The following is a 13,659-nucleotide window of genomic DNA, read 5'->3' as shown; positions in this document are numbered from 1 at the left end:
TATTGTTTAAATTTTTAAAAGAAAGGGAAATGGCGCGGCGGACGGGGCTCGAACCCGCGACCTCCGGCGTGACAGGCCGATATTCTAACCAGCTGAACTACCGCCGCAACCTAGTTTAAGAAATGGTGGTCGCTATAAGACTCGAACTTATGACATCCACCTTGTAAGGGTGGCGCTCTACCAACTGAGCTAAGCGACCAAGATTGATGGTGTCCTGTGCTGGATTCGAACCAGCGGCCCCCTCATTAAAAGTGAGATGCTCTACCTGCTGAGCTAACAAGACATTAAAATATTTGTGAAAGGTTGAATAATACAAAAAAAATTTTTAATTGTCAAGAAAAATCTAAAAAATTATATTTTAATTCAAGAATTTGGCATAAAAAATAAAAAGAATTTAAATTCCGATAATTTAAAATAAAATATATTATAATTTTATAATTTAATTAAAATTTTTAAGTATAATTTAATAAAATACTTTGAAAGTATTTGTATTTTAAGGAGTATTAATGCAAAGAAGGGAATTTTTAAAAGGCTCTGCATTTTTAGGTTCATTAGCCTGTATTAATCCAGTTTTGAGTGCTAATGCCTTTACAAACGGGGATAAAAAAAGTGTTTTTTCGGTTTGCGAGATGTGTTCTACTCGCTGTCCTATTGAAATAAGCGTTAAAGATAATAAAGGTGTATTTATTAATGGTAATCCAAAATTTAGCACAAATAAAACTAGCGTATGTGCAAGGGGTGGAGCAGGAATTAATCAATTATATGATAAAAACCGCCTTATTAAGCCTTTAATTCGTGTAGGTAAGCGTGGGGAAAACAAATGGCGTGAAGCTAGTTGGGACGAAGCTTTAAACCTAGTTGCAACAAAGTTAAATGAAATAAAAGAAAAGCACGGAGCTAGTAGCGTAATATTTACAAGCAAAGCCGGAGAATCTCACACTCATATGAGTAATTTTGCCTGTGCTTACGGCAGTCCTAATATATTTTCACATTATTCAAGCTGTCCGATTACTTATAATATGGTTTTAGAGCATACTTATGGTGGCGGCTTATCAAGAGATTTTGCTAATGCAAAATATATTGTAAATTTCGGACATAATTTATTTGAAGGTATAGTAATAAGTGATGCTAAAAAACTAGCTAAATTTGCAGCTGCAAGTGATACAAAACTACTTGTCCTTGAGCCTAGATTTAGCGTAGTTGCTGCTAAGGCTGATGAGTGGCTACCTATTAAGCCAGGAACTGATGTGGCGTTTTTAATGGCATTAATTCATATTTGGCTAAGAGATGAAAAATATGATAAAGAATTTGTAAATGAATATTGCATAGGACTTGATGAACTTAAAGCTAGTGTAAAAGATACAAGCCCTAAATGGCAAGAAAGTATCACTGGAATTAGTGCTGATACTATTGAGCGAATTGCCGATGAAATCTATAAAGCTGCTCCTAAAGTAGTAATTGATTGGGGACATAAAACCACTACTACTTATGCAGAATATCAACGCACAAGAGCTATTGCAATAGCAAACGCTTTAATGGGAAATTACGAGAAAAAAGGTGGCATTCACACTAGCAAAAATACAAATACTTTAAACAAAATCATAGGCGAAGATATTTTCCCTACTCTTGATAATCCTAGCAATGTTTTTAAGGTTCCTAACACTCCTAGAATTGATGGTGCAGGTGAAGATGGAAATAAAAACTATTTTGTATCTAGAAAACACGGAGTTTTAATGGATATTGCCCCTTCAATACTTAGCAAAAAGCCATATCCTATTAAAGCTTGGGTAAATACTAGGTTTAATCACTTAGTAAATGTAGCAAATGTAAATGAGAGTTTAAAGGCTATAAATGAGCTAGATTTTATAGTAAGTATTGATATATATTTAAATGATTTTAGCAATTTAGCTGATGTGGTATTACCAGAAAGCTCATATTTAGAGCGAGATGAGAGCATTGCAACTATAGGAAATGGCTATTATATGAGAAATAAAGCCGTAGAAGTTATAGGCGATACAAAAAGTGGTTTTGATATTTTTAGAAAACTAGCAAGTATGATGAAAATTGATGAGCTTTATACTTATACGACAATAGATGAGTATAGAATGCAGCAAGCTAAAGGCAATGTAGATTTACTAGCAAATCTTAAAAAAGATGGCATAGTAACTTATAAAGTCCCTAGTCTTTATTTAAGAGAGCCAAAAACCATAAAAGAATTTGCTAAAACTTATCCACAAATTAAAGATAAAATTGATAGTAACGGCGAACTTAGTTCGCTAATTAGTTTTAAGACACCTAGTAAAAAAATAGAGCTTTTCATAGAAAAAGTTGAAAACTTATTCCCAACTCACGGCTGTTTAAATACAACTGATTATGATGTATTTAAAAATCATGAATTTTGTCTAACGAGTGGCAAAACTCCAATTCATACAAACGCTCATACTCAAAATATCCCAATTTTAAATGAATTAATGAGTGAAAGTCCTGTGTGGATAAATGAAACTAAGGCTAAAGAATTAGGCTTTAAAGATGGCGATTTAGTATATTTAGAAAATGAATTTGGCAAAATCCAAGTAAAACTTATGCTAACTCAAGGCATTCGTCCTGATACATTGTTTATTTATCACGGATTTGGTCGTAACACTCCAGCACTTAAAAACATTCACGAAATAGGTGCAAATGATAGCATAGTGCTAGGTTCAAGAAGTGGTTATGTTTGTAGCACAATGGTTACAAATATAGGCGTAGATATTAAAAGGGCTTAAAGATGAAAAAGTTTGTAATGATTCACGATGAAAATTTATGTATAGGTTGTCAGGCTTGTAGCGTAGCTTGTAAAAACGAAAATCAAATTCCAAGTGGGGTTTTTAGAGTGCAAGTTCATGCGAAAATGAATGGAGTTTTTCCAAATCTTCAAACAGATTTTACAAGGGCAAGTTGTGTAATGTGCGAAGATAGCCCGTGTGTAAGCGTATGTCCTACGGGAGCTAGTTTTAAAATAGCAAATGGAATAACATTAATTAATGAAAATTTATGCGTATCTTGCAAATACTGCATATTAGCCTGTCCTTATAATGCAAGATTTCTTAATCCTATCACAAAAGCAATTGATAAATGCACTTTTTGTTATCCAAATAGAGTAAGCGATGGTTTAACCCCTGCTTGTGTTAGCGTATGTCCTACTGATGCGCTAATTTTTGGGGATATAAATGATAGCAATTCAGAAGTCAATAAAGTCTTAGCAAGTAAAAGCGTTGAATATCCTAAAGCTCATTTAGGCACTAAACCAAAACTAGGTTTTATAAAAAATACAAAAGGAGGACGCTATGAATAATATGGCAGGAAGCTTAATGCAATATAATGAGATTTATTGGCCTTGGCCTATTGCACTATATTTGTTTTTAGCAGGGCTTAGTGCTGGGTGTTTGATGGTTTCATTAATAGTAAAATTTAATAGATTTACACATAATACTAATAGTATTTGGGACGCTACGATTAAAGCAGGAGCGTTAATTTCTCCACTTGCTATTAGCTTGGGGCTTTTGCTTTTGATAATTGATTTAGGCAAACCACTTACATTTTATTTATTGCTAATAAAATACAATTTTACTTCGGTTATGACTTTAGGTGTTTTATTTTTATTAGTTTATACACCTTTAGCATTTTTATACGCATTAATCATTTTTGAGCGTGAAATAGGGCTTTATTTTAGGTTCTTAATTCCTATTACAAATTCCATAAGAAAAATGGCTAATTTTGCAAAGATGATTGAATATGTATTGCTTTTCTTGGCTTTATGTGTTGGTGCTTATACGGGATTTTTATTAAGTGCGATTTCTAAAATCCCTTTATGGAATACTCCTATTTTACCATTGCTTTTTGTGGTTTCTGCGTTTTCTTGTGGAATAGCTGCAAATATACTTGTGGGAATTTTATTTTTTAAAGCTCACTTAAATAAAGAAAACATAAAATATTTATTGGTTTTAGATTTAAGAGCAATAATGCTTGAAATTCCTATCTTGCTTTTACTTTTTGTAGGGATGTATTATAGTGGGGGCGAGAGTTTAATATCGCTTAAGGCTATTTTTTCTCATGAGTTTTATTCAAAATTATTTTGGTTTGGCGTGTTAGGAACGGGGCTTATTTTACCTATTTTAATAGCCCTAACCGCACTTAAAAACCACGCCTATAAACCTGCATTCATAATAATAAACTCTCTTGCTGTGCTAATTGGAGTAATAATGTTAAGATTTTTTATCGTTTATGCAGGGCAAGTTTGCATTAGCTAAAGGTTTTTCCTTTAGCTAAGCTATTATTTAACGCTATAAGTTACAAAGCCTTTATTTGTATATACGCTAAATTCCACAACATCAGAACAATCAAATATGCCAAATTGTTTAGTTTCACCAAATTTCATTGGCACTTTATAATCATAATAATATTTTCCATTGTATTTTTCTTTAGCAACTTGTTTTGCTTTTTCACAACTTTCAATATATTTTGAATCTTGCGTTTTTTCTACTCTTTCATTTATGTGTTTCAAACCTTCGCTTGTATCATCTAAATCGTATTTGTACTCATAACTACAATCTTCTTTACTTAGTTCTGCCCATTTAATTAATTTTTCGCAATAATCAATCCAATTTTTATTTAATATTCCAGCATTACATAATTTTGGTGGAGTTTCATCAGATATTAAGTTATCGCTTAAATTGTATCCATCATGTTCTTTATTCCAATCTCTTACTTCACAAGTACCACGATTTGCTGTAATTTTTTTAATTTCAATATCATCTTTAGTTGTTAGGCTTAAAATGTGTCTTATCGTAATATATTTACCGAATCCTTTTGTTTCAGTTTCAATATTAAATTTAAACACATCTTGACTTAATTCTTTTTTTTCATCAGAACAAGCACTCATAAATAATGCCACGCTACAAAACAAACTAGCTGTTAATAATTTTTTCATTTACTCTCCTTAAATATTTTAAAAATCAGTATAATACCCCCCCCCATTCTTAAGTTTTACTTAATTTGTATTAGCTACATATAATTTATTTAGCTAAGCTAATTGTTTAATGAGTGTTTTTATACTATTTGCTGAATATTTTTTAAGGAGAATTTATGAATAAGTTAATTTTAAGTGTTGCTTTAGCTTCATCGCTTTTTGCTGCTACATCGTGTGATAAGGTTTTAAATAAACTTGATGAGCAAATCACAAAAGTTCAAAATCAAAAAAAGGCAAATCCAGAAAGGTTAGAATATTTAAAAACACAAAAACAAGAAATCAGCAAAAATTGTGTAGATGGTAAAATAGATAATGAAAAATTAAAAACCATCAAAGCTGAAACTAAATATGATTACGAGAGTAAAAAATTAGAAAAAAGCCAAGCAAAACTAAATGCTAAAAAAGAAAAAGTTGAAGATAAATACAAAGATGATTTAGAAAAAATCAAAGCTAAAAAAGATAAAGAAGCTAAAAAATTAGCTGATAAAGAAGAAAAAGAATTAAAAAATAAAGCTAAAAAAGAAGCTAAAGAATTAGAAAATAAAGTTGATGATAAAGTAGAAAAAGTTGAAAAAGAGCATAAAAAATCAGAAAAAAAGCTTAAAAAACTTGAAGAAAAACTAAAAGAACAAACAAATAATTAAAACTTTCCCTAAATACTATTAAGTATTTAGGTTTAACTAATTATTGTAAAAACACTAATTGCCAAGCCAAACAATTAAAATAGCTAATTAGAATATTTTGCAGTTGATTAGGTAAGGCAGATTATTAAAATAATTTATTTTTTATAAGATTTTGCTATGTATTGATTAAATATCTTATCGTTTTCTTACTTTTAAGTCTTTTTAATACTATTAAATCTATCTATGTAGTTTTTATAATTTAAACTCACTAATTAGCTCAATATTTCTTAGAATATTACAAATTTATTAGCAAAATAATTTAGCCTAATTTCCTTAATTTTGCTATGAAAAAGCCTGAATGTGTGTTGCTTGGCTTTATGCGATAAGTTTTAGCAAGTCTAATATCGCTATATTTTTCATCGTAATTACTTAGTCCTTGTAAATACTCGCAAGGCAAATCAATTTCTAAAAGTTCTATATTAAATTTAGAATTAAGCGCATTAAAAATCACTGCTTCGTTCTCATAAAAATTATGCGTGCAAGTGCTATAAACTAGCTCCCCACCAACCTGTAAAGCTGTTAGGGCAGAGTTTAAAAGCTTTTTTTGAGTAGTGGCGATTTGCTTTATTTCTTTTTGACTTTTTGTGATAGAAAAATCGTGCATAAATGTGCTACAAGGAGCATCAAGCAATATTTTGCTAAATCGCTCGGGCGTTTTACGACCTATCAAAATGCCATCGTGATTATAGGTTTTTGCCTTTACGCCGTAGTTTGCTAGGATTGTTTTAAGCTTATGAAATCTTTTGCTATTTAGCTCATTTGAGCTTAGATTTTCACAATTGTCGCTAAAATTAGCTAGATTTATACTTTTACCCCCTGGAGCAGCACACATATCCAAAATAATATCGCTTGAGCTAACATTTAAAGCCTTAGCGCATAAATAACTTGAATAATCTTGTATATAAATACCGCCATTTATTGCTAAATCGTGAGTTGAAATTCTTATTTTAAATTCTTGATTAAAAATATAAAAATTATCATCTAACTTTGTAGGCGAATACTTACTAAATACACTTAAAAACTCTTCTTCATCGCATTTAATAGAGTTTATAAATACTCCGAAATACTCCAAATCAATTGGCTTTTTAAAGCCATAAATCTCGTTAAAATGCTCGGTATGATTAAATATCATTAATATCCTTGTTCGTTTAATACTTTATAATTATTACAACCATCTTGATGTCCTAATTCACAAGCTTTTTTAAAATAATCTTTAGCTTGTTTTTCATCTTGTTTTACGCTTTGTCCGTTGTAATACAAAATCCCCAAATTAAAACAACCTCTATCATCATTACCATTACAACCTTTGGTATAAAATTCTTTTGCTTTAGAATAATCTTGCTTTACTCCTAATCCTTCATAATATAAAAACCCTAAATTAGTGCAACTTGGAATATTTCCACCATCACAAGCTTTGATAAAAAGCTCTCTTGCTTTAGAATAATCTTGTTTTACACCTTGTCCGTTTTCATACAAAATCCCCAAATTAAAACAACCCATAGTTTTCCCACCATCACAAGCTTTGATAAAAAGCTCTCTTGCTTTAGAATAATCTTGTTTTACACCTTTTCCGTTTTTATATAAAATTCCTAAGTTAGTACAACCATTAACATCCCCACCATCACACATTTTATGCCATAATTCTTGTGCTTTTACATAATCTTGTTTGCCATAATATTCTAATCCTAATTTAAAACAAGCTTGAAAATCTCCATTATTACACTTACTCTCAAGCTCATTTGCACCTAAAATACCAGCACCTAAAAGCACTAAAAATAATAATTTTTTCATTTTATTTCCTTAAAATTTCTTATTATTAATATCCTTGCTCGTTTAATTTTCTATACCAATAACAACTATTCTGACCGCCTAAATCACAAGCTTTGCCAAAATATTCCTTAGCCTTTGTTTTATCTTGTTTTACACCTTTGCCTTTATAATACAAACTGCCTAAATTAAAACAACCATTAGGTAACCCATCTTCACAGGCTTTAGTAAAAAGCTCTTTTGCCTTAATAGGATCTTGTTTTACTCCATACCCACTGCTATATAAAACACCTAAATTATAACAACCAACACTTTCTCCACCATCACAAGATTTAGTATAAAATTCGCTTGCCTTTAAATAATCTTCGCTTGTTCTAATCACCCCTTTGCTATATAATAATCCTAAACCATAACAGCCTTCAGTAAATTCATCATTACAAGCTTTAGTATAAAGCTCTTTTGCTTTATCATTATCTTGCTTTACACCATTTCCGTTAGCATATAAATTTCCTAAATTAACACAGCCAACAACACTTCCTGCATCACAAGCTTTGGTAAATAACTCTTTTGCTTTTATATAATCTTGTCTTATTCCAAACCCTTCACTATATAACAACCCTAGATCAGAGCAAGTCGTAGCATCTTCATCACAAGCCTTAGTAAAATATTCTTTTGCTTTAGCATAATCTTGATTTATAAAAAAGTAAAATTCACCCAAGCTAAGGCAACTAAGAATTTGTCCGCCATCACAAGCCTTGGTAAAATATTCTTTTGATTTAGTATAATCTTGATTTTTAGCATATTCTACTCCTAAATTAAAACAAGCTTCAAAATCCCCTTGATTACACTTACTCTCAAGCTCATTCGCACTTAAAATACCAGCACTTAAAAGTGCTAAACATAATAATTTTTTCACTTTACTTCCTTTAAATTTATCATTGTTATTTATCAAAACCCTTGCTCATCTAATATTTCATAATGACTACAGCTGTTGTGTTCGCCTAAATCACAAGCTTTTTTTAAGTATTCTTTAGCTTTTCTTTTATCTTCTCTAACGCCTTGTCCGTTATTATATAAAGCCCCCAAATTATAACAACCCATAGCATCGTTACCATCACAACCTTTAGCATAAAGTTCTATTGCTTTTGCATAATCTTGTTTTGCTCCAAATCCATTTGCATACACAACCCCTAAGTTAGAGCAACCACTAGCGTTTTCACCATCGCAAGCTTTAGTAAAATATTCTTTTGCTTTTATGTAATCTTTTTTTACTCCAAATCCATTTGCATATAAAATTCCTAAATTAAAGCAACCCGCAGCATTTCCGTTATTGCAAGCTTTGGCATAAAACTCTCTTGCTTTAAAATAATCTTGCTTTATTCCAAGTCCTTTTTCGTATAAAAACCCTAAATTAGAGCAACCCATAGTATCCCCATTATCACAAGCTTTAGTATAAAACTCTCTTGCTTTTGTATAGTCTTGTTTTACTCCAAATTCATTCGCATAAACAACCCCTAAATTATTGCAACCCGTAGCATTTCCGTTATCACAAGCCTTAGTAAAATATTCTTTTGCTTTAGCATAATCTTGATTTTTAGCATATTCTACTCCTAAATCTGAACAAGCTTCCAAATCGCCCTTATTACACTGACTTTCAAGCTCATTTGCACTTAAAATACCAGCACCTAAAAGTGCTAAACATAATAATTTTTTCACTTTACTTCCTTTAATGTCATTGCTTGTTTATTTTCTTATACAGCAAACAACTAGTATGTTCTCCATAATCACAAGCTTTTTTAATTAATTCAATAGACGTTTTAATATCATTTTCATATAAACTTGATAAAGCTAAACAGCTTTCCCCGTCTTTATTATCGCAAGCTTTAGTCCATAATTCTTTTGTTTTTTCAATATCTTTTGCAACGCCAATTCCAGAATAATACATAAAGCCTAAAAATCCACAAGCACCAAAATCTTGTAGTTCGCAACTTTTAGTATAAAATTCTCTCGCCTTATTTAAATCTTGTTTTATGCCATCTCCTTCAAAATACATAGAACCTAAATTTGTGCAAGCAAAAGTATGTCCACCATCACAAGCTTTAATATAAAACTCACTTGCTTTTTTTAAATCTTGTTTTACTCCGTTTCCTTGTTCGTAAGATAATCCTATATTAAAACAAGAAGAAGCATCTTTACCTTTACAAGCCTTAATCCATAATTTATTTGCTTTTTTAAAATCCTGCTCTACATCTTCGCCACTTGCATATAAATATCCAAGAGCATCACAAGCTTTATAATCGTTTTTATTGCAAGCTTTTTCTAATTCCTTAATATCAACTGCACCTAAAACACTTGCACCTAAAAGTGCTAAACATAATAATTTTTTCACCTTACTTCCTTTAAATTTCTAATTTAATCTTTCAAATTCTCAATACTTTTACAAGCTCTTTCATCACCTAAATCACAAGCTTTTTTTAAATATTTTTTAACTTTTTTATCCTTATATAAAAATGATAAAAAATAACACCCAACAGCATAATTATGATTACAAGATTTGGTATAGAATTTAATAGCTTTTTTCTTGTTTTGTTGCGTTCCAATCCCATAAGCATTCATAAAACCTACTGCATAACAAGCTTCATATAAGTTATTTTCACAAGCTTTAGTATAAAGATTTATGGCTTTCGTATAATTTTGTTTAGTTCCTATTCCACTCTCATATAAAAACCCTAAATCATAACAAGCTCGTATGTTTTTATTCTTACAAGCCTTAGACCATAAATTATAAACTTGTTTTAAATCATTTTCGTATTTAATTGGCTCTTTTGTAAAATCAATATTTTTAAAAATTTCAAATCCTAAGTCATAATCATTTGCTAATAAAACTTTAAATATAAGCAAACAAACGAGCTTTTTCAATTTAAATTCCTAAATAATCCTTAAGCAATAAAAATGCTGCAATGCTATCTTGTTTGCCATCTTTTTTTTTGCTACTAATAATTTTTGCTGCTTGCTTGCTTGTAAAACTTTCATCGTGATAGACTATATTGCTAAATTCAATTAGTTTTGAAAAATGCTCCACTCTTCTTCTCATCTCATCTTCAGCACTACCGCCCATTGGAATTCCTATTACAATTTTAGTGATTTTGTGCTTTTTGATTAATTCTTTTACTTCTGTGGCTGCTTGATTGCGATTTATTCTAATTATTGCAGGTTGGGGCATAGGAATTTTCATTATGCTAATTGCAACGCCAATTCGTTTAAGTCCTAAATCAAGTGCAAGTATATTTTCCATTAAACACTCCTAACTAAAACTCCATCAATTATTATTTTTCCATCAAGTTCATAATCATATACTAATTCGCCGTATCGCTCTAAGGCTTCATCAAGATTTGCTCCGTTTTTGCAAAATTCTAAAAACTCATCGTAGTTTTGAGTGTAGCATTTTTGAACGCTGAAGTATTCTTGCATTTGTGCTACGAAAATATCAATATCATAAATTATTTTTGCCTTATAGTTTGCGATTAGCTCGTTTGTGCCATCACTTTCTCCTATTCTTTGGGCTAACACATAAATATCTTTTCCATATTCTAGGGCGTGTTTTGCTGAGTTTAATGAACCGCTTTTAAGGTCTGCTTGGGTGATGATTAAAATATCTCCAAGAGCTACTACAAGGCGATTTCTAGCTAAAAAATCGTGTTTTAATGGGATATGATTTGGCTCGTTTTCGCTTAGCGCTAGGGCGTTTTCATATATTTGTTTGATGATTAATTCATTGCTTTTTGGATAGATTTTATTAAGCCCATTTGCAAAAATTCCTATATGATAAGGCAGGCTTGCTTTTGCACTTTCAATATCTACTCCAATTGCTCCACCACTTACTACGCAAATACCTATTTGGCTTAGTTTTTGTGCTAGTTTAAAGGTTAGATTTTTTGTATAAACGCTCATTTTTCTAGAGCCTACTATACTTATTTTAGGCATTTTTAAAAGTTCTAAATTGCCTTTATAATAAATCTTATCAGGCGGGTTTTTAAGAGTATTAAACTCATTTATAATCGTTGTATATATCATCTATATAAACTAGCTCAACTTTAGAAAAGTCATATTCGCTAATTGCTTTTAGGCTATTTTTGTGTGGGTGTGCTATGGCTATTGCTCTTTTGTGTTTTAGGGCAAATTCCACTGCTTCATCTAGCTTTTTGCGAATATCATTTAAATCTTGTGAATTATCTAAAAATACATTTCTGTGGATATAAAATTGATTAAATTCTTTTGCAATTGTAGGTGCTTTTGTGTTAGCACTAGTCCTTGAATCAACGAAAATCAAATCATATTTTTTCAATGCTTTAAATAAATTTCTCATAGCGTTTTCATCTTCGCTAAATAATGAGCCTGTATGATTGTTTAGATATTTTAGATTTGGAAAAGCGATTTTGATATTTTTAATCCTATTTTCAATCACTTGATAACTATCACTTGGAGTAAGGGTTAGTGGCTCTTCTTTATTAAACTTTAAAGCCCTTAAAGGAAGGTGTATCATAAAAGATTTAAATTCTTTTGAATATTTATTAGTATCTGGGTGATTGTTTGTGTTAGGAAAAAAGCTCGGAGTGATTTTTTTACCATTTTTAATAATTTTTTTGATTTCTTCGCTTTGTTCTTTTGTCGCAACATCATCAATAATAATTGCTAATTTTGCCTTAATATTAGTAGCACTTGCTAAAGAACCAAAGGCTGAAGTTTCTTTAGTATCAAAACAAGTTACGCTAGTTACCTTACAATTATCATCATTTTTTTCTAAATCCATATTAGCAAATATATCACTAAAATTTTGATTTAAATTCTTTTCTTTATCAATGCTTTTTTCATTTTTATAATTATTTATAGCATTTACTATTGTTTGCGGTTTTGGTTTTTGAATTTCTTTTTGAGTTTTTATCTCTTTAGTTTCGCTAATTTGCTCTTTACTTTCGTATATATTTAAATATACCAAAAGCCCTATGCCAAATAATAATAAAAATAAAAAAATTATTTTAAGAGTTTTAGCAAAGCTAGAATTAGCTTTGCTTTTTTGCTTTTTTTTAGCCATTAATTTTTATCTTGTTGAACTAATTTGCTTTTTTCAATCCAAGGCATCATTTTGCGTAATTTAACGCCAGTTTGTTCTAAAAGGCTGTTTTTAGTAATATTGCGTCTTGCATTCATTTTTGGATAATTTGCACGGCTTTCTAAGATGAAATCTTTTGCAAATGTGCCATCTTGAATATCTTTTAATACTTTTTTCATAGCTTTTTTGCTATCTTCGTTTATAACTTTTTCGCCTGTAATATAATCGCCGTATTCAGCTGTATTTGAAATAGAATATCTCATATCAGCAATTCCGCCTTGATACATTAAATCAACGATTAATTTCATTTCGTGTAAGCACTCAAAATATGCCATTTCAGGCTCATATCCAGCTTCTACAAGTGTATTAAATCCTGCTTCAATAAGTGCAGTTAAACCTCCACAAAGCACTGCTTGTTCGCCGAAAAGGTCTGTTTCTGTTTCGTCTTTAAATGTAGTTTCAATTATAGCTGTGCGTCCGCCACCAATTGCACTTGCATAGCTTAGTGCTAGAGCTTTTGCATTACCGCTTTCATCTTGAGCAACTGCTATTAAATCAGGAACACCGCCACCAATTACGAATTCATTTCTTACCGTATGACCTGGTGCTTTAGGTGCTATCATTATAATATCTACTCCTTTTGGAGCTACAATTTGTCCGTAATGAACATTAAATCCGTGAGCAAATGCTATAGCTTTTCCTTCGCTTAAGTTTGGTTTAATTTCGCTATTAAAAATTTGAGCTTGAAACTCATCAGGAGTTAAAATCATAATAACATCAGCTTTTTTAGTTGCATCAGCTACGCTTAAAACTTCAAAACCTTTAGCGCGAGCTTTATTAGCCGAGCTTCCTTCTCTTAGACCAATTACAACTTTTACACCACTATCTCTTAAGTTTTCAGCGTGAGCGTGTCCTTGTGAGCCAAAACCAATAATCGCAACTATTTTGCTTTTAATTAAACCTAAATCGCAATCACGATCATAATAAACATTTACTGCCATATTTTTCCTTTTTCTTTTGATTTAATTAAGCAAATTATAACTATTTTAGTTACAATCTAATAAAAAAATATCAAATTTTATTTACTTAAA

15 protein-coding genes and 3 tRNA genes are annotated in these 13,659 nt (G+C 30.7%); 4 read left to right on the top strand and 14 right to left on the bottom strand.

Going from position 1 to position 13,659, the window contains the following annotated elements; genetic code table 11:
• Positions 1–30: 30 nt before the first annotated feature.
• The 3 genes from AVBRAN12640_RS02795 to AVBRAN12640_RS02785 all read right to left on the bottom strand — a co-directional run bounded on the left by AVBRAN12640_RS02795 (position 31) and on the right by AVBRAN12640_RS02785 (position 283).
• A tRNA-Asp gene (locus tag AVBRAN12640_RS02795) sits at positions 31–107 on the bottom strand.
• Between the two features lie 16 nt (positions 108–123).
• Positions 124–199: transfer RNA gene (locus AVBRAN12640_RS02790), tRNA-Val, on the bottom strand.
• 8 nt (positions 200–207) lie between these two features.
• A tRNA-Lys gene (locus AVBRAN12640_RS02785) sits at positions 208–283 on the bottom strand.
• Positions 284–506: 223 nt separating this feature from the next.
• Between AVBRAN12640_RS02785 and phsA the strand changes: the two genes are divergently transcribed.
• Genes phsA through nrfD form a run of 3 tightly spaced genes read left to right on the top strand, consistent with a single transcriptional unit; the run spans position 507 to position 4,289 of the window.
• Positions 507–2,765, top strand: a complete 2,259-nt coding sequence (gene phsA, locus AVBRAN12640_RS02780; protein WP_336608710.1) for a thiosulfate reductase PhsA — start codon at positions 507–509, stop codon at positions 2,763–2,765.
• Positions 2,766–2,767: 2 nt separating this feature from the next.
• Entirely contained in the window at positions 2,768–3,334 is a 567-nt protein-coding gene (locus tag AVBRAN12640_RS02775; RefSeq protein ID WP_336608709.1) for a 4Fe-4S dicluster domain-containing protein, read from the top strand.
• Positions 3,327–4,289, top strand: a complete 963-nt coding sequence (nrfD, locus tag AVBRAN12640_RS02770; protein WP_336608708.1) for an NrfD/PsrC family molybdoenzyme membrane anchor subunit — start codon at positions 3,327–3,329, stop codon at positions 4,287–4,289. Before AVBRAN12640_RS02775 ends, nrfD begins: the two co-directional genes overlap by 8 nt.
• Before the next feature lie 23 nt (positions 4,290–4,312).
• On the opposite strand, the gene AVBRAN12640_RS02765 is transcribed toward nrfD, so the two are convergent.
• Positions 4,313–4,969, bottom strand: a complete 657-nt coding sequence (locus AVBRAN12640_RS02765) for a hypothetical protein (protein ID WP_214119630.1) — start codon at positions 4,967–4,969, stop codon at positions 4,313–4,315.
• A 155-nt stretch (positions 4,970–5,124) separates the two neighbouring features.
• Here AVBRAN12640_RS02765 and AVBRAN12640_RS02760 point away from each other — a divergent pair, with 155 nt between their 5' ends.
• Positions 5,125–5,652, top strand: coding sequence for a hypothetical protein (locus AVBRAN12640_RS02760; protein WP_214119628.1), 528 nt, complete (start codon positions 5,125–5,127; stop codon positions 5,650–5,652).
• A 298-nt stretch (positions 5,653–5,950) separates the two neighbouring features.
• Here AVBRAN12640_RS02760 and AVBRAN12640_RS02755 read toward each other — a convergent pair whose 3' ends face one another.
• From AVBRAN12640_RS02755 to ilvC, 10 genes are read right to left on the bottom strand one after another with little or no spacing between them, the layout of a single operon-like run.
• Positions 5,951–6,823: an RsmB/NOP family class I SAM-dependent RNA methyltransferase gene (locus AVBRAN12640_RS02755; protein ID WP_336608707.1), complete on the bottom strand. Its 873-nt coding sequence runs from the start codon at positions 6,821–6,823 to the stop codon at positions 5,951–5,953.
• On the bottom strand, positions 6,823–7,482 hold the full coding sequence (locus tag AVBRAN12640_RS02750; protein ID WP_336608706.1) for a tetratricopeptide repeat protein: 660 nt from the start codon (positions 7,480–7,482) through the stop codon (positions 6,823–6,825). The genes AVBRAN12640_RS02755 and AVBRAN12640_RS02750 overlap by 1 nt, the downstream gene beginning before the upstream one ends.
• 25 nt (positions 7,483–7,507) lie before the next feature.
• Positions 7,508–8,374: a tetratricopeptide repeat protein gene (locus AVBRAN12640_RS02745; RefSeq protein WP_336608705.1), complete on the bottom strand. Its 867-nt coding sequence runs from the start codon at positions 8,372–8,374 to the stop codon at positions 7,508–7,510.
• Between the two features lie 32 nt (positions 8,375–8,406).
• The gene (locus AVBRAN12640_RS02740) at positions 8,407–9,174 is read right to left on the bottom strand and encodes a tetratricopeptide repeat protein (RefSeq protein WP_336608704.1); all 768 of its coding nucleotides are present in this window, start codon (positions 9,172–9,174) and stop codon (positions 8,407–8,409) included.
• 16 nt (positions 9,175–9,190) lie between these two features.
• Positions 9,191–9,847, bottom strand: a complete 657-nt coding sequence (locus AVBRAN12640_RS02735; protein ID WP_336608703.1) for a tetratricopeptide repeat protein — start codon at positions 9,845–9,847, stop codon at positions 9,191–9,193.
• A 23-nt stretch (positions 9,848–9,870) separates the two neighbouring features.
• Positions 9,871–10,377: a tetratricopeptide repeat protein gene (locus AVBRAN12640_RS02730; protein WP_336608702.1), complete on the bottom strand. Its 507-nt coding sequence runs from the start codon at positions 10,375–10,377 to the stop codon at positions 9,871–9,873.
• A gap of 1 nt (position 10,378) precedes the next feature.
• On the bottom strand, positions 10,379–10,753 hold the full coding sequence (gene ruvX / locus AVBRAN12640_RS02725) for a Holliday junction resolvase RuvX (RefSeq protein ID WP_214119608.1): 375 nt from the start codon (positions 10,751–10,753) through the stop codon (positions 10,379–10,381).
• Entirely contained in the window at positions 10,753–11,532 is a 780-nt protein-coding gene (locus AVBRAN12640_RS02720) for a DNA-processing protein DprA (RefSeq protein WP_336608701.1), read from the bottom strand. The genes ruvX and AVBRAN12640_RS02720 overlap by 1 nt, the downstream gene beginning before the upstream one ends.
• Positions 11,507–12,550: a divergent polysaccharide deacetylase family protein gene (locus tag AVBRAN12640_RS02715; protein ID WP_239803138.1), complete on the bottom strand. Its 1,044-nt coding sequence runs from the start codon at positions 12,548–12,550 to the stop codon at positions 11,507–11,509. The genes AVBRAN12640_RS02720 and AVBRAN12640_RS02715 overlap by 26 nt, the downstream gene beginning before the upstream one ends.
• Entirely contained in the window at positions 12,550–13,569 is a 1,020-nt protein-coding gene (gene ilvC, locus AVBRAN12640_RS02710) for a ketol-acid reductoisomerase (RefSeq protein WP_214150100.1), read from the bottom strand. Before ilvC ends, AVBRAN12640_RS02715 begins: the two co-directional genes overlap by 1 nt.
• Between the last annotated feature and the right edge of the window lie 90 nt (positions 13,570–13,659).

Source organism: Campylobacter sp. RM12640 (assembly GCF_020137595.1).
Taxonomy (GTDB): Bacteria; Campylobacterota; Campylobacteria; order Campylobacterales; family Campylobacteraceae; genus Campylobacter_E.
The sequence above is the reverse complement of the archived record's forward strand: the minus strand, read 5'-3'. Positions and strand labels throughout refer to the sequence as shown.

Coding starts and splice junctions, on each gene's coding strand:
- phsA (WP_336608710.1), top strand. CDS start 507: ATGCAAAGAAGGGAATTTTTAAAAGGCTCTGCATTTTTAGGTTCATTA.
- AVBRAN12640_RS02775 (WP_336608709.1), top strand. CDS start 2,768: ATGAAAAAGTTTGTAATGATTCACGATGAAAATTTATGTATAGGTTGT.
- nrfD (WP_336608708.1), top strand. CDS start 3,327: ATGAATAATATGGCAGGAAGCTTAATGCAATATAATGAGATTTATTGG.
- AVBRAN12640_RS02765 (WP_214119630.1), bottom strand. CDS start 4,969: ATGAAAAAATTATTAACAGCTAGTTTGTTTTGTAGCGTGGCATTATTT.
- AVBRAN12640_RS02760 (WP_214119628.1), top strand. CDS start 5,125: ATGAATAAGTTAATTTTAAGTGTTGCTTTAGCTTCATCGCTTTTTGCT.
- AVBRAN12640_RS02755 (WP_336608707.1), bottom strand. CDS start 6,823: ATGATATTTAATCATACCGAGCATTTTAACGAGATTTATGGCTTTAAA.
- AVBRAN12640_RS02750 (WP_336608706.1), bottom strand. CDS start 7,482: ATGAAAAAATTATTATTTTTAGTGCTTTTAGGTGCTGGTATTTTAGGT.
- ruvX (WP_214119608.1), bottom strand. CDS start 10,753: ATGGAAAATATACTTGCACTTGATTTAGGACTTAAACGAATTGGCGTT.
- AVBRAN12640_RS02720 (WP_336608701.1), bottom strand. CDS start 11,532: ATGATATATACAACGATTATAAATGAGTTTAATACTCTTAAAAACCCG.
- AVBRAN12640_RS02715 (WP_239803138.1), bottom strand. CDS start 12,550: ATGGCTAAAAAAAAGCAAAAAAGCAAAGCTAATTCTAGCTTTGCTAAA.
- ilvC (WP_214150100.1), bottom strand. CDS start 13,569: ATGGCAGTAAATGTTTATTATGATCGTGATTGCGATTTAGGTTTAATT.